Annotated in this window: 14 protein-coding genes; 5 read left to right on the forward strand and 9 right to left on the reverse strand. The window is 70.2% G+C overall.

The features are described 5' to 3' along the window. Positions 1-256: 256 nt before the first annotated feature. Positions 257-883 carry an ANTAR domain-containing response regulator gene (locus R1Z03_RS23020; protein ID WP_272568327.1) on the reverse strand — a complete coding sequence of 209 codons (627 nt, stop codon included), beginning with the start codon at positions 881-883 and terminating at the stop codon, positions 257-259. Between the two features lie 243 nt (positions 884-1,126). Between R1Z03_RS23020 and R1Z03_RS23025 the strand changes: the two genes are divergently transcribed. Further along, positions 1,127-2,278, forward strand: coding sequence for a branched-chain amino acid ABC transporter substrate-binding protein (locus tag R1Z03_RS23025; RefSeq protein ID WP_284411791.1), 1,152 nt, complete (start codon positions 1,127-1,129; stop codon positions 2,276-2,278). Positions 2,279-2,369: 91 nt separating this feature from the next. Next, positions 2,370-3,410 (forward strand): tRNA (adenosine(37)-N6)-threonylcarbamoyltransferase complex transferase subunit TsaD, encoded by a 1,041-nt coding sequence (tsaD, locus tag R1Z03_RS23030; RefSeq protein WP_317355576.1) that lies wholly within the window; start codon positions 2,370-2,372, stop codon positions 3,408-3,410. A gap of 179 nt (positions 3,411-3,589) precedes the next feature. On the opposite strand, the gene R1Z03_RS23035 is transcribed toward tsaD, so the two are convergent. Continuing rightward, the gene (locus tag R1Z03_RS23035) at positions 3,590-4,015 is read right to left on the reverse strand and encodes a CopD family protein (protein ID WP_317355579.1); all 426 of its coding nucleotides are present in this window, start codon (positions 4,013-4,015) and stop codon (positions 3,590-3,592) included. After that, positions 4,012-4,338 (reverse strand): DUF3817 domain-containing protein, encoded by a 327-nt coding sequence (locus R1Z03_RS23040; RefSeq protein ID WP_372588193.1) that lies wholly within the window; start codon positions 4,336-4,338, stop codon positions 4,012-4,014. The genes R1Z03_RS23035 and R1Z03_RS23040 overlap by 4 nt, the downstream gene beginning before the upstream one ends. A gap of 112 nt (positions 4,339-4,450) precedes the next feature. On the opposite strand from R1Z03_RS23040, the gene R1Z03_RS23045 reads away from it, so the two are divergent. After that, the gene (locus R1Z03_RS23045) at positions 4,451-5,434 is read left to right on the forward strand and encodes a helix-turn-helix domain-containing protein (RefSeq protein ID WP_317360467.1); all 984 of its coding nucleotides are present in this window, start codon (positions 4,451-4,453) and stop codon (positions 5,432-5,434) included. A 122-nt stretch (positions 5,435-5,556) separates the two neighbouring features. On the opposite strand, the gene R1Z03_RS23050 is transcribed toward R1Z03_RS23045, so the two are convergent. Further along, on the reverse strand, positions 5,557-5,934 hold the full coding sequence (locus tag R1Z03_RS23050; RefSeq protein ID WP_284431568.1) for an Hsp20/alpha crystallin family protein: 378 nt from the start codon (positions 5,932-5,934) through the stop codon (positions 5,557-5,559). A gap of 345 nt (positions 5,935-6,279) precedes the next feature. Between R1Z03_RS23050 and R1Z03_RS23055 the strand changes: the two genes are divergently transcribed. Beyond that, on the forward strand, positions 6,280-7,089 hold the full coding sequence (locus R1Z03_RS23055) for a DUF2242 domain-containing protein (RefSeq protein WP_284411802.1): 810 nt from the start codon (positions 6,280-6,282) through the stop codon (positions 7,087-7,089). A gap of 224 nt (positions 7,090-7,313) precedes the next feature. Further along, a complete protein-coding gene (locus R1Z03_RS23060; RefSeq protein WP_317355584.1) occupies positions 7,314-8,726 on the forward strand; it encodes a branched-chain amino acid ABC transporter substrate-binding protein in 1,413 nt (470 codons plus the stop codon). A 55-nt stretch (positions 8,727-8,781) separates the two neighbouring features. Here R1Z03_RS23060 and R1Z03_RS23065 read toward each other — a convergent pair whose 3' ends face one another. The 5 genes from R1Z03_RS23065 to R1Z03_RS23085 form a co-directional block, all read right to left on the reverse strand. Then, entirely contained in the window at positions 8,782-9,348 is a 567-nt protein-coding gene (locus R1Z03_RS23065) for a histidine phosphatase family protein (protein ID WP_317355587.1), read from the reverse strand. Between the two features lie 59 nt (positions 9,349-9,407). Then, the gene (gene mltB / locus R1Z03_RS23070) at positions 9,408-10,490 is read right to left on the reverse strand and encodes a lytic murein transglycosylase B (protein WP_317355588.1); all 1,083 of its coding nucleotides are present in this window, start codon (positions 10,488-10,490) and stop codon (positions 9,408-9,410) included. 7 nt (positions 10,491-10,497) lie between these two features. Continuing rightward, the gene (locus R1Z03_RS23075; RefSeq protein ID WP_317355592.1) at positions 10,498-12,546 is read right to left on the reverse strand and encodes a DUF3488 and transglutaminase-like domain-containing protein; all 2,049 of its coding nucleotides are present in this window, start codon (positions 12,544-12,546) and stop codon (positions 10,498-10,500) included. Between the two features lie 129 nt (positions 12,547-12,675). Next, entirely contained in the window at positions 12,676-13,716 is a 1,041-nt protein-coding gene (locus R1Z03_RS23080; RefSeq protein WP_317355595.1) for a DUF58 domain-containing protein, read from the reverse strand. Positions 13,717-13,796: 80 nt separating this feature from the next. Further along, positions 13,797-14,717 (reverse strand): MoxR family ATPase, encoded by a 921-nt coding sequence (locus R1Z03_RS23085; RefSeq protein WP_284427892.1) that lies wholly within the window; start codon positions 14,715-14,717, stop codon positions 13,797-13,799. Positions 14,718-14,751 lie beyond the last annotated feature (34 nt).

A 14,751-nucleotide genomic window follows, 5' to 3' on the forward strand; every position in this document is an offset into this window, starting at 1 on the left:
TTGGTCTTGCCTCCGTCATTGCAAGCCTTGTGCCAGAGCGGGCCATGCGGGGTGTATGCTATTGTTTTTGTAGCGATATGCCCTAGTGTTGATTGCGCTGGGGGCCTTTTTGCCTCGAACCGTCCGGCGCCGGGCGCCGCGTGGCCCTGGGCCGAAGCGGGCCAAAGCGGGCCGCAGCGCGTGCAGGGCCAGGCACGGAAGCCGCGCGATGGTGCAGTGCCGCACTGCCCTTGTGCAGCGCCGCCGGCCGCGCCGGTCAGCCCAGCAGGTCCGCCACGTCCAGCATGCGCTGGGCCACCTCGACCAGCTTCATGCCCTTGTCCATCGCGCTCTTGCGCAGCTTGTCGTAGGCGGCCTGTTCGGTCAGGCCCTGGCGCTGCATCAGCAGGCCCTTGGCGCGGTCGATGGTCTTGCGGTCCTTCAGCTCGCTGCGCGCATCGGCCAGTTCGGCGCGCAGGGCCTGCTCGTGCTGGAAGCGCGCCATCGCCACGTCCAGGATGGGGCGGATGCGCTGGGGCGACAGCCCGGCCACGATGTAGGCCGACACGCCTGCGGCCACTGCCTGCCGCACGTGGGAGGGATCGTCGTCGTTGGTGAACATCACGATGGCGCGGGGCGCATCGCGGGTGGCCATCACCACGTGCTCCAGCGCGTCGCGGGCGTCGCTCTCGGCGTCCACGATCACCAGGTCGGGCTGCAGCTGCGCGAGCCGCTCGCTCAGGAACACGTCGGCCGGCAGCGTGGCCACCAGGTTGAAGTTGTTTTCCAGCAGGCCGATGCGCAACGCCCGCGAGCGCTCGGCCTGCAGCTGGGCGTGCTCGTCGTCCTCGGCGCCCACCGCCAGGTCGGGGGCCACCACCACGATGCGCAGGGAGTCGGTCATGCCCCAAGCTTAAGCAATAAATACGCCCATGCTGGTGCGCCGGCGGGGTGCAAACCCCGATGGATCGCCGCGGATGCGCGAAAGCGCACTGTGCGGGTGCATTAGCACCGCTTTCGGCCTGGGACGGAAATTGCTAATGGATGTAACTTGCTATGGAGCAGGGGTTACCCGATAGCGTAAGACTCTTCGGTCTTATATACATCCGGATACATGTAAACCACTGAATGGATTGGAGCTGGGTCTATGAGCACACAAGGAAGCAGGCGTGCCGCGCTGCTGGCGATCGCGGCGCTGGCCGCCACGTTGGGGGCAGGGTGCAGCAAGGTGCCCGACACCATCAAGATCGGCGTGGCCCAGCCGCTGTCGGGGCCGCTCGGCGCGCTGGGGCAGGATATGCTCAACGGCGTGACGCTGGCGGTGCAGGAGCTCAACAAGTCCGGCTTCACGGTCGATGGCAAGACCGTCACCCTGGAAGTGGTCGCGCAGGACGACCGGGCCGACGCCGACTCCGGCAAGAAAGCCGCGCAGCAGCTGGTGGAGTCCGGCGTGGTGGCGGTCATCGGCAACCTCAATTCGGGCGTCAGCATCGCGGCGGCGCCCATCTATGCCGAAAAGGGCATCGCGCAGCTGGCCATCTCCACCAACCCGCGCTTCACCGAACTGGGCCTGCAGACCACCTTGCGCCTGGTGGCCAATGACAACCTGCAGGCCCGCGCCATGGGCTCGTTCGCGGCCACGCAGCTCAGCACCGCCAGCTACGCCGTGCTGGACGACGGCACGCCCTACGGCAAGGGCCTGGCCGATGGCGCGGCCAAGCAGCTGGCGACGGAGAAGAAGGAAGTCACCGTGCGCCAGTCGTTCGACGACAAGACCACGGATTTCGACGAGGTGGCCCGCCGCATCCAGACGGCGAAGGTGGGCGTGATCGTCACCACGCTCAACGACTTCCAGGTGCTGGCGCTGCTGCAGGCGCTGCAGAAGATCAACTACACCCAGCTGTCCGTGCTGGGCGGCGACACCATCAAGACCACCGACATGGTCAAGGGCATGGGGATGGTCACGGCCATCTATGCCACCTCGCCCGTGCTGGAGGCGCGCGAGTTCATCACCGGCCGCCAGTTCCTGGACCGCTACAACACCGCGTTCAAGAAGCCGCCCGCCTACGGCGGCCACTACAGCTACGACGCCACCTACGTGCTGTCGGCCGCCATCAAGCAGGCCAAGTCCGCCGATCCGAAGGAGATCACCAAGGCCCTGCGGGCCATCAACGGCTACGCGCCCGTCACCGGCACCATGACCTGGGACGAAAAGGGCGAGCAGCGCTACGGCGCCGTGGGTGTGTACAGCCTGCGCGCCGGCAACTGGGAACTGCGCATGCGCTCCGACCGCTGGTGAGCGGGCCGCCGCCCGGCGCCACCACGGCGTCCGAGGCCGCGCCATTCCACGGGGCGGGGAGGGGCGGGCCCCAGGTCCTACACTCGGGCGCATGAGTCTGTTGATCCTCGGAATCGAATCCTCCTGCGACGAAACCGGCGTGGCGCTGGTGCAGTCGCCCACCGGCGACGGGGTGCCCACGCTGCTCGCCCATGCCCTGCACAGCCAGATCGAAATGCACCAGGCCTACGGCGGCGTGGTGCCCGAACTGGCCAGCCGCGACCACATCCGCCGCGTGCTGCCGCTGACGGAAACCGTGTTGGCCGAATCCGGCCGGCGCCTGGCCGACGTGGATGTGGTGGCCTACACGCGCGGCCCGGGGCTGGCCGGCGCGCTGCTCGTGGGCGCCGGCGTGGCCTGCGCCCTGGGCGCCGCGCTCGACAAGCCCGTGCTGGGCGTGCACCACCTCGAAGGGCACCTGCTGTCGCCCTTCCTCAGCGCGGACCCGCCGGAATTTCCCTTCATCGCGCTGCTGGTCTCGGGCGGCCACACGCAGCTGATGCGCGTGGACGGCGTGGGCCGCTACGAAATGCTGGGCGAGACCATCGACGACGCCGCGGGCGAGGCATTCGACAAATCCGCCAAGCTGATGGGCCTGGGCTATCCCGGCGGGCCCGCGCTGTCGCGGCTGGCCGAGCAGGGCGACCCGGCCGCCTTCAAGCTGCCGCGACCGCTGCTGCACAGCGGCAACCTCGATTTCTCGTTCGCCGGCCTCAAGACCGCCGTGCTCACCCAGGCGCGCAAGCTGGGCGACGACCTCGACGCGCGCAAGGCCGACCTGGCCGCCAGCACGCAGGCCGCCATCGTGGACGTACTGGTGCGCAAGACGGCCGCCGCGCTGCAGCAGACCGGGCTGCGCCGCGTGGTGGTGGCGGGCGGCGTGGGGGCCAACCGGCACCTGCGCGAGCAGCTCAATGCCGCCTGCGCCCGCGCCCAGGTGCGCGTGCACTACCCCGAGCTGCACCTGTGCACCGACAACGGCGCCATGATCGCCATGGCCGCCGCCATGCGCCTGCAGGCCGGCCGCCAGCAGGCCAACCGCGACTACGCCTTTGACGTCAAGCCGCGCTGGCCGCTCGATACGCTGCAGTAAGGAGCGGCGGGCGGAAGTGGCGGCCAGACCGCTGAGCAACCGCTGGCAGGCGATGGCGCCGTCGAGCGGACGCCTTGCCAGCCGGGTGAACCGTTGTCGCTCGAAGCGGATTCGCCGCTGGCCGCAGCCCGCGACCAGGCGTGGGGACGCTCTGCCACCGGATGGGCGAACTTCGGCGACTACGGCTTCACTGTCACCAACACGGCGATGGCCGCCGAAAGCGCGGCGACTGCCGTGGGGCCGTGTCGAAACGGCGACGGCTGGGGCCCGGTCTCGCTTTGCAGGCGCCGGCGAAGCGTCGCCGACATCACCCCGTGAATCGCTGAAAGGGCGATGACCAGCGCCATCTTGCCGAAGAGCCAGCCTTGTCCGATCCAGCCACCCCCTGCCGCGAGGCCGAGGCCAAGCACCCACACCAGCGCCATGGACGGTGTGGTCACGCGCCGGTCCCACTGAAGCACCGCCGTACCCAGGCGCTTTTCATGCGGCAGGAGCACGCCGCCGGCCGCGGGCCATCGCGATGCCACCACAGACAGCAGCAGCAGGCCTCCCACGAAGATGAGGGCCGCGCCGACGTGCAGGCCCTTGATCCACAGGTACGTCATCGAAGAACCCATCTGCTGTAAAGCCCTCCGAAGGGAAAGCAGGCAGCGAGCATCAGCTTTCCCGCGGCCTGCTTTGAAAGTCCTCCGCTTGCCACTGCTCGCACTGCGGCCCATCCCAACGCGAGGAATGCAAATCCGTGTATCGGCCCCATCACCGAGACGGCCATGGGAAAGCCCCCCAGGTGCTTCAACGGCACCGCGACAAAAAGCAGTGCCAACAGCGTGGTCGCTTCCAGGACGCACCAGGTGCGTAGCGCTGCGACACCGTGAGCGGGCCCATCCGGGCGGGCACAAGAGTCAGGGGCTGGATCGTGATGCGTCATTCCCCATTCTTGCTGGAACCCCTACACTGGGACAGTGGCAAGAATGCCAGTATTCGATGGTTTTGAGACAGCGCCGCAGATTGCGCTGCACGGCTCTGGTGCCCCCTCCCGCATGACCTCAACGAGACCTCCGCTTCAAAGACCCCATCGCATTGCATGTCTGGCGCTCCCGGGCGTCTTGTCGTTCGATCTGGCGACCGCCTGCGAGTCCTTTCGATTTGCGACGAATGCTTCTGGCGCGCCCTGCTACCAGATCGCGGTATGCGCGGAGCAACAGGAACTCGACGCAGGCCCCTTCGCCATACGCATCAGGCACGGCCTGGAACCGCTCGATACGGCTGACACGATCGTCGTGCCGGGCATCCTGCTGCCTTCGCCACCCCTGTCTCTTGCCGCCTCGCAAGCTCTGCGCCGGGCGGCCAAGAGAGGCGCTCGCATCGCTTCCATCTGCTCTGGCGCCTTCGTTCTCGCGGAAGCGGGTTTGCTGGATGGGCTGCGGGCGACCACCCATTGGGTGGCCGCGCCGGCACTGGCCCACCGGTATCCTGCGATCGATGTCGATCCGTCGGTGCTGTTCGTCGACAACGGACAGATACTGACCTCTGCAGGGGCCGCTGCGGGCCTGGACCTCTGTCTGCACATGATCCGCGCAGACTTTGGCGCCGCCGTCGCTGCGCACGTGGCCCGGCTGTCCGTGGTGCCGTTGCAGCGCGAAGGGGGACAAGCGCAGTTCATTCCACCGCCGGCACAGGCCACCGACAAAAGCCTGCAGCCCCTGGTCAGTTGGGCCCTGGCAAACCTTCATCGGCCAATGACCCTCACGTCCCTGGCCCGGCAGGCGTGCAGCAGCACCCGGACGCTGCACAGGCGGTTCAATGAGCAGTTCGGACAGTCGCCCGCGCAGTGGCTGTCCCGGATGTGCGTGCAGAGGGCGCAAGAACTGCTGGAACGCAGCCGTCTCTCGGTGGAGCAAATTGTCAGCCAGGTGGGCCTGGGTTCTGCCGCGAACTTCAGGCTGCAGTTCCAGCGGATCGTCGGCGTGAGTCCAAGCCACTACCGCAAGAGTTTCGGCCGGCGCCTCGGTACGGGCGATTAGCCCGTTCGCAGCCCGTTCAGCCGTGAAACGGCGCCTTTCCATGGAGACGCCGGGGACACAAAAAAGCGCCCTGGCGTTTCGGCCAGGGCGCTTTGCGTTCTGCCTGCCTCGGCGGGACGGCCTCAGGCGATGGTCAATTGCGTGGCGCGGCTCACCGGCACCACCTTGCCCAGCACCAGCGTCAGCACGCCGTTTTCCAGCTTGGCGGAGCTGGTGGACACGTCGATGTCCGCCGGCAGCTCCCAGGCGCGCTGCACCTGGCGCGGCGCACCCTCCACGCTGGTCAGGCGCACCTGATTGCCTTCGATGGTCAACTGCAATTGGTCACGGCTCAGGCCGGGCAGATCCATCTGCAGGGTGACGGTTTTTTCGTCCTGCTGCACGGTGTAGCCGGCAGCCGTTGGGGCCGACAGGGTATGGTTCAGGAAGCGCTGCAGGGCCACGTCGGCGGAGCGGGGGGCGTTGAAAGCGGCGCGGCGGATCACGGGGGCGAAAATCATGGAAAAACTCCTGGAAAAACAGTGTCTTCGCGGCTCCCGGGTCGTTCGCCGCATGGTCCACAAATGTGTGTGGCGCGCTGCATTTCAAGGGCTTTTGAGCACGCGAATCGGCGCTTCACGCGCATTGGATCGGCCTGGGGATGCCTGCCGTTTTTACAAGGTGCCCCGCGCACGGGGTTGCGCGGCCGGAACCCGCGCGGCGCTGCCGCATCCCATGTGCAGCCGCCCCCGCGCCGGTTGCGCGGGGTTACATCCCTTTGTCCGGACGCGTCTTTCGCAGCCTTCACAATGCACGCTGATCAGGGAATCGCCATGCCTACTCTTCGTCCATCACCTTCAAGCCCCATGCCTTCGCGCCATCCCCGCACCGTCTGGGTGCTCGCGCTGTCCGCTGCGCTCGTCGCCACCCTGGCCGGTTGCGCTTCCAGCTCGGTCCCCGGCCTGGACCGCACGCCGCGCTTCGACCCGGACGACTTCGACAGCGCCAGCATGCACACCCGCCACATCAATGCACCGCAGGCGCGCGTGTGCGAAGGCGCCCGCCGCGCCCTCCTGAGCCAGGGCTACCTGGTGAGCACCGCCAGCGCCGAAGTGGTGGCCGGGCGCAAGTACTTCCAGCCGTCCAGCGACATCCACTACGAGGTCGAGATGCGCGTCGTCTGCGCCACCGAGGGCGGCGACAAGACCCGCACCGCCGCCTTCGCCAGCGCCCTGCAGGACCGCTACGTCATCAAGAAGATCAACAACTCCGCCTCGCTCGGCGTGGGCGCGCTGGGCTCGGTGTCGCTGCCGTTTTCCGCCAGCGACGACACGCTCGTCAAGGTGGGCAGCGAGACGGTGACCGACCCGCGCTTCTACGACCGCTTCTTCCAGCTGTTCGACCGCTTCGTGCCCGCCGCGCGCGAGCAGGTGGGGCAGGCATCGCCCGCGGTTCCGCCCACGGTCGCCAACGAAACCGCGAAGAAAGAGGCCCGCGAATCCGGCGAGGTGCACGAGATCCTGCCCATGCCCGTCACCATCCCCGCCCCGGTGCCTCGCCCGCCGGCCGTCACCGGCTTTCCGATGCCGCCCGCCGCGAACGCCGGGGTGGAAACGCCAGCGGCCGAACCAGCTGCGGCGCCTGCTTCGGCACCGGCCTCCACGCCGGCGAACTGAACGGCGCACGGCGCCGGGAGCGCGGTGCCTGCCGCGCGATGCCCACAGGGCCCCGTGCGATGCTGTTCCGCGGCCGGGCCGGGCCGGGCGGGCCGCCTGAGGGCGGGCGGCGGTGATGGCGCGGGGCTGGGGCGCCATCCGCGCCCGGCCGCTCCGATACACTGCGCGCCTTTCCCATCCCGGGCGGCTGCCCTGCCGGCAGCGCGGCCCACAGGACCGCTCGCATGACCCATTCCTCCTCGCCCGCCGCGCGCCGCGCGCGCACCCTGGCCGTGGCCGCCGCCACGCTCGCTCCCCTGGCTTTCATCACGGCCAGCGCCGTGCAGGCCGCCCCGGCAGCCGCTGCCGCATCGGGGCCCGGTCCGGTGGCGTCGCCATCGGCCGCTGCGACGTCCCAGGCCACGCCCGCCAGCGCGCCGCGCAAGGCGGCCGCAGCCACCGGCGCGCCCATCCAGGTGGCACTCATCGAAAGCATGTCCGGCCCCTTCGCCAACACCGGCGAGGCGGTGTTCCGCAACGTGCTGTGGGCCACCGAGCGCGTGAACGCGCGCGGCGGCGTGCGCCTGCCCACCGCGGCCGGCGGTGCGCGGCCCCTGGCGATCGAGCGCTACGACAGCAAGGGCCAGAACGAAGAGGCCCTGTCCGCCCTGCGCGCGGCCATCGACGACGGCGCGCGCGTCATCCTGCAGGGCAACTCGTCGGCCACTGCCGCCGTGCTGATCGAGGCCATCAACAAGCACAACGAGCGCGAGCCGGGCAAGCGCGTGCTGTTCCTCAACTACTCGGCCGTGGACCCCATCCTCACCAACGAAAAGTGCAGCTTCTGGCACTTTCGCTTCGACGCCCATGCCGACATGCGCATGGCCGCCCTCATGGACGTGATCCGCGAGGACAAGGCCCTGAAAAGCGTGTACCTCATCGGGCAGGACTACAGCTTCGGCCAGGCCGTACTGCGCGAGGCCAGGAAGCAGCTGGCCGCCCAGCGCCCCGACGTCGCAGTGGTGGGCGACGAGCTGCACCCCGTCGGCCGCGTGAAGGACTTCGCCCCCTACGCCGTCAAGATCAAGGCCAGCGGCGCCCAGGCCGTCGTCACCGGCAACTGGGGCAACGACCTCACCCTGCTCGTCAAGGCCGCGCGCGAGGTCGGCTACGACGGCATGTTCTACACCTTCTACGGCAACGCCCTGGGCGCGCCCGCCGCGCTCGGCGATGCCGGCGTGGGCAAGGTCGTGGCCGTGGCCGACTGGCTGCCCAACGTGCCGGGCGCGCAGAGCGAGGCCTTCTACCGCTCCTTCCGCCAGCGCTTCCCGCAGCCCGCCGACGACTACGTGCACATGCGCATGCAGCTCATGGTGGAGACCCTCGCCCAGTCCATCGAGCGCGCCGGCAGCACCGACGCCACCGCCGTCGCCCGCGCCATGGAAACCGCGAAGGTGCAGCTGAACGGCCAGGCCGGCACCATGCGCGCGGCCGACCACCAGTTCCAGCAGCCCCTGGCCGTGGGCGTGATGGACCGGCAGGGCGCGCCCGGCGTGCCGTTCGATGTGGAGGGTTCGGGCTATGGGTTTCGCGTGGTGCGCCAGATCGCCGCGGAGAAGGCGGAGCAGCCGCAGAGCTGCAAGATGGTGCGGCCGTGATTCCCTGCGGGGGACCAGGGCGGCCCGAGGCCGGATCGCGGGGATGGTTGGGCCGCTAGCCCTTGATCCGCCGCAGCACCATCGGCGCTCCATCCACGCCATCCCCCCGCCGCAACACCAGCACCTCGCCCGACGCCGGGTAGATCCCCGTCAATGCCGTGATGTTGACCTGGTGCGTCACCCACACCTCGACCTGCCCGGTGGGCACCGCTGCCAGCGCTTTCCGCAGCGCTGCGGTCTGCGCGCCTTGAGTGTCCCCGCCATCGAAGAACGAATTCAACGCGTCCCATGGCTCCATCTGGCCGAAGGCCAGCATGGCGGTGTCCTGGCAGCGGCACCAGGCGCTGGAGCGCACCCGCTGGGGCGCCAGGCCTTGCTGCTTCAGCAGTGCCCCGATGCGCTGGGCCTGCGCGCGCCCTTCGGCGCTGAGGTTGCGTTGCGTGCTGCATTGGCCCAGGGCGAAGCCGGGTGGATCGCCCGTGCCGGGGTCGGTCTGCGCATGCCGCATCAGCAGCACGGTGCCGGGCTCGGTGGCGGCGTAGGAGGAGGAAGCGGCGGTGGAGAACAGGGCGCCAGCCAGGCTGGCGGCCGATCCCAGGCGCAGGAGTTGACGGCGTTGCATGCGGTCCATTGTGGCCCCCGAAGCGGGGAGCGCTCGCTTTTTTCTTCCGCCGGGTTTTGCTACCGCGCCGCGTTCACTTCGCGCCCCAGCTCGATCACGGCCATGGCGTAGTAGCTCGACCAGTTGTAGCGCGTGACGGCATAGAAGTTCTCGGTGCCCGCGTAGAAGACGGGCGATGCCACGCCGTTCTGCAGCTCCACCAGGGCCAGTGGGCCGCGGTGGGTGGCGCCGTCGCCCTGCACCAGTGCGCCCAGTTCGGCCATGCGGGCCACCGTGAAGGTGGGCAGGATGTCGGGGGCCAGCAGGTCTTCGAGGCGCAGCCGGGCGGGGTCGAACTCGACCGCGTAGTGCGTGGGCATGCCGGTGGTCCAGCCGTGGCCCTTGAAGTAGTTGGCGACCGAGCCGATGGCGTCGGCGGGGCTGTTGAAGAGGTCGATGCGGCCGTCGCCGTCGAAGTCCACCGCGTAGCGCGCCCAGCTGGAGGGCATGAACTGGCCCAGGCCCATGGCGCCCGCGTAGCTGCCGCGCGGCTCCAGCGGGTCGGCGTTGGTGCGCTGCATGAGGCTCAGGAACTGCTCCAGCTCGCCCCGGAAGAACGCCACGCGCTCGGCCGCGCGCGGGTGGGCCATGGGAAAGTCGAACGACAGGGTGGCGAGCGCGTCGATGACGCGGAAGTTGCCCATCTGCTGGCCATAGATGGTTTCCACGCCGATGATGCCGACGATCATTTCCGCGGGCACGCCGTATTCGCGCTCGGCGCGGGCCAGGGTGTCGGCGTTGTCGTGCCAGAAGCGCACGCCCGCGCGGATGCGCACGGGCTCGACGAAGCGGCTGCGGTACACGCGCCAGTTCTTGGGCGTGCCGGGCGGCGGCGGCAGCATGAGGCGCGGCACCTGGCTCAGAAAGCGCGCCTGGCCGATGGCTTGGCGCACCCATTCGCGGTCCAGGTCGCGGCGCGCGGCGATGTCGTCGGCGAACTGCATGGCATCGGCGCGCTGGTCGTAGAAGATCGCCGGCTGTGGGGCCGCGGCCGGGGCCCGGGGCGGGCTCTTCTTGACGGGATTTTGGGCGATGGCACCCGGGGACAGAAGGGCGGCGGCGATCAGCAGCAGGGCGTGGCGAAGGAAGGCGAAGGAGGGCATGGGGCGGTCAAGGGGTCGGCGGCTGGCGCGCCGGCCAGGGCAGGCGGCGCAGGTCGCGCCGCAGGTCGGCCAGGGCGGTGGCCGGTTCGGGGGCGTAGCGGGTGTGTTCCAGGCGCAGCAGCCAGTCGGCGATGGGCGCGCTGGCGGCGTCGCCGAACCGCGCCCGGGCCCGCTCGGCCATGGCGCGCGGCGGCAGGGTGGCGGGCAGGGGCAGGCCGGCGCGGGCGAGCCGGTCGCGGGCATGGGCCAGCAGGCGCAGCCAGGGGTCGTGCTGGCTGCGCTCCCACAGCGTCCAGCCGGCGCCCACGAGCGCGGCCAGCGCGGCCAGCCCGCCCAGGGCCCGGGCCAGGTCTTCCCAGCTGGGCGATTCGATGCCCAGGGCTTTCAGCATGTCGAGCTGGCGGCCCTGGGTGTAGTTGAGCACCCACTGGTTCCAGCCGTTGTTGACGGCCTCCCACACGGCGCGCATCTGCTGCACCATGCCGGGGCTGATCATGGTGTCCATGGCGTTGCCGAACACGCCGCGCGGGGCCTGCAGGCGCTGGAAGGCGCCAATGCGGCCGGGCGAGACGGCGCCGGTCGGGTCCACGCGCACCCAGCCGCGGCCTTCGAGCCAGACCTCGGCCCAGGCGTGTGCATCGCTCTGGCGCACGGTCCAGTAGCCGTCGACCCCGTTGCGTTCGCCGCCCTGGTAGCCGGTGACGATGCGCGCGGGAATGTCCATCGCCCGCATCAGCACGACGAAGGCCGAGGCGATGTGTTCGCAAAAGCCTTCCTTGATGTCGAACCAGAAGGCGTCGGCGGTGTGCTGGCCGTACACGCCGGGCTCCAGCGTGTAGTTGTAGCCGCCGGTGCGCAGCCGGGCGAGGGCGGCGTCGACCAGGGCGGGCGGCCCGCCGGCGGCCAGGCGCGGGTCGGCCAGCATCTCCTGCGCCAGGGCGCGGGTGCGCGGGTCGAATCCGTCGGGCAGCTCCACGTAGGAGCGCATCTGCCCGGTGCGCTGCGCCGGGCCGTGGGTGAAGCGGGGGTAGCTTTCGGCGCGGTAGCGCATGACCTCGTTGACCGGCCGGTTGACCACCCACTGCAGCTCCTGCGTCATGAAGGCCGACAGGCCCTCGGGCAGTTCGGGCCGGTCGCGGGCCGCGTCCAGGGTGAGCAGCCAGGGGCGCCGCAGCGGCTCCAGCGTGACAGCGTAGCGCAGGGGCTCGCCCTCGGTCTGCAGCCGCGCGGGCGCGGGCGGGCGAAAGGCCGAGGCCGGCGCGCCCGACTGCCCGAGGGCGAACCACTGGCGGCCGTTGAAGGCGGTGAGCACCGGGCCGCGAAAGTACAGGTCGCTCTGCGGCGGCGCCGCGCCGCCCGGCGTGTCGAACTGCACGCGCATCGCCACGCTGTCGTCCAGCGCCAGCGAGGCGACGTTGCCGATCTCCATCTCGCCCGACAGCCCGCTGCGCCCCGAGGGGTTGTCGTTGGGCATGCCCCACAGGGGCGCCATCCGCGGGAACAGCAGGAACAGCGCCAGCATGATGGGCGCGCCCAGCAGCGCCATCTTGCCGGCCGTGCGCATGGATTGCGCCAGCGGCGGGCGGCCGACGGGCATGTGGGCGTTGACCAGGGCGGTGAGCAGCCCCAGCAGCGCGACCAGCATGGCGGTCGCCGTGAGCAGCGACTGCGAGAAGAAGAAGTTGCTGAGCATCGTGAAGAAGCCCAGGAAGAAGATGACCATGGCGTCGCGCCGCGCGCGCAGCTCCAGCGTCTTGAGCGCCAGCAGCATCACGATGAGCGTGACGCCCGCATCGCGACCCACGATCGTGCGGTGCGACGCCAGCGTGAGCGCCACCGACACCACCAGCAGCCCGCCAGTGGCCCAGCGGCCTGGCAGGGGCCGGCCTTCCAACGCCAGCCAGCCGCGCCAGGCCAGCACCAGGGCGGCGAGCGCCGTGGTCCACACGGGCAGATTGGCGGCCTGCGGCGCGATCACCCAGGCGATGACGACGATGAGGAACAGGGTGTCGCGGGTGTCGCGCGGCAGGGTGGCGAGCGTCTGACGCAGGCTCATGGGCGGACGCTCCGTGCCACCGGCAGGCGGCCGGCCGGCACCGACAATGCATTGCTACTATTTTTGTAGCGATACGCCCTAGTGTTGATTGCGCTGGATGGCATTTTGATCATGAAAGGTGGGCGGTGCTCAGCACAGGGCCAGCGCCTCCAGGCAGCGGCGGCGGTGGGCGGCGCCGCTGTCCTGGGCGATCTCGCCGCTTGGCAGGCGCAGCCCGTATTCCACGCCCAGCCGGTCGGCCTGCAGCACCCAGGCGGCCAGGCGCGACAGGCGGGCTTCGGGGTCGCTCAGGCCGGTGACGGCGGGGTCCAGCCACAGCTCCTGCCGCTGGGCCTGCTGGGCGTCGCGGCTCACCAGGTCGTCGGTGCCGGTGGCCAGCGACTTGGCGGCCTTCTTCCAGACCACCAGCTTGAGCGGGTCGCCCCGGCGGTAGGCCCGCACGCCGTCGAACTCGCCGATGCCCTGCGTGGGCGTGCTGCCCGCGCCGCCCGAGCGCGGCTCGCCCGCGGGCAGCGGCGGTGGCGGCACCTCGGGCTGGGGATACACCAGCACCTGCGCCGCGGGCCGCCAGAGGGTCCAGACGCGGAAGGTGCCCAGCGGAAAGCGCGTCTCGGCCGTGAGCGTGGGCGCATCGTGCAGCCCGCGCCGCAGCGGCTGGTAGGCCACCTGCACGCTGGCCGAGCCCTCGGCGGGCACATCGGTCCAGACCCATTTGGTGTCCGTGCCCGCTCCGTGCACCGCCACCGCGATGCCGTGGCGCGCGGTGCGCCGCGTGTGGCTCAGCTGCACTTCCAGCGCGGTGCTGGTGCCCAGGAACTGCGGCTCCGGCGCCACCAGGTGCAGGGTGAGGCCGCGCAGCGTGCCGTGGCAGATGTGGATGCCCACCACCGCGCTACCGGCGAGCAGGAAGGTGAGCAGGTAGCCCAGGTTGAGCTGGAAGTTGATGGACGCCACCAGCAGTACCAGCAGCGTGAGCGCCAGCATCCAGCCCGCGCCCGTGGGCAGGATGTACACGTTGCGCTGGGTGAGCGTGACGGTGTCGGTGCGCTTGATGCGCGACTGCCACCAGCGCTGCCAGCGCCGCTGCAGGGCGGACAGCGGCCAGGGGGCCGGGCGCGGGGCGTGCGGCGGCAGCTGCGGGGTGAGCGGGGGCGGGGCGGCGGCCGGCATGGCGGGGCTGGGCGATGTGGTGGGGGTCCGGGGAGCAGGGAAAGGGGGAGCGATGGGCGGGCCGGCGGCGGAGGGCGGATTCAGGGCAGCGGCACGGCATCCACCATGGCCCGCACCTGCTCCACGGCGCCGCGCCCCGCATCGCCCACGGGCACCAGGCGGTGGGCGACGGTCTGGGGCAGCACGGCCTGCACGTCGTCCGGGGCCACGTAGTCGCGCCCCGAGATCAGCGCCTGCGCCTTGGCCGCGCGCACCAGCGCGATGCCGGCGCGGGGCGACAGCCCCTGCAGGAACCACCGGCCCGAGCGGGTGGCGGCCATCAGGTCCTGCACGTAGTTCAAGAGCGGGTCGGCCGTGTGCACGGCCAGCACCTGCTGCTGCAGTTGCTCCAGCTCGTCGCCCGAGAGCAGGGGCAGCATGCTGTCCACCATGTCGCGCCGGTCGGCCCCGGCCAGCAACAGGCGTTCGGCCGCGCGGTCGGGGTAGCCGATGGAAATGCGCATCAGGAAACGGTCCAGCTGCGATTCGGGCAGCGCGAAGGTGCCCAGCTGGTCGTGCGGGTTCTGCGTGGCGATCACGAAGAACGGGTGGGGCAGGGCGCGGGTTTCGCCCTCCACCGAGACCTGCTTTTCTTCCATGGCCTCGAGCAGGGCGCTCTGGGTCTTGGGGCTGGCGCGGTTGATCTCGTCGGCCAGCAGCACCTGCGCGAACACGGGGCCGGGGTGGAACACGAACGATTCCTTGCCGCGCTCGTACACCGAGACGCCGGTGAGGTCGCTCGGCATCAGGTCGGCGGTGAACTGCACGCGCGAGAACTGCAGCCCGAAGGTGCGTGCCAGCGCGTGGGCCAGCGTGGTCTTGCCGACGCCGGGAACGTCCTCGATCAGCAGGTGGCCGCCGGCCAGAAGGCAGGCCACGCAGTCCTGGACCTGGGCGCTTTTGCCCACGATCACCGTGTTAAGCTGGTCCAGAAGCGACTTGATTTTGTGCTGTGCTTGCATGGTGCGACGTTATCCGAAAAAGAACGAGGCTACG

The sequence above is a fragment of the Acidovorax sp. BLS4 genome, assembly GCF_032929295.1.
Taxonomy (GTDB): Bacteria; Pseudomonadota; Gammaproteobacteria; order Burkholderiales; family Burkholderiaceae_C; genus Paracidovorax.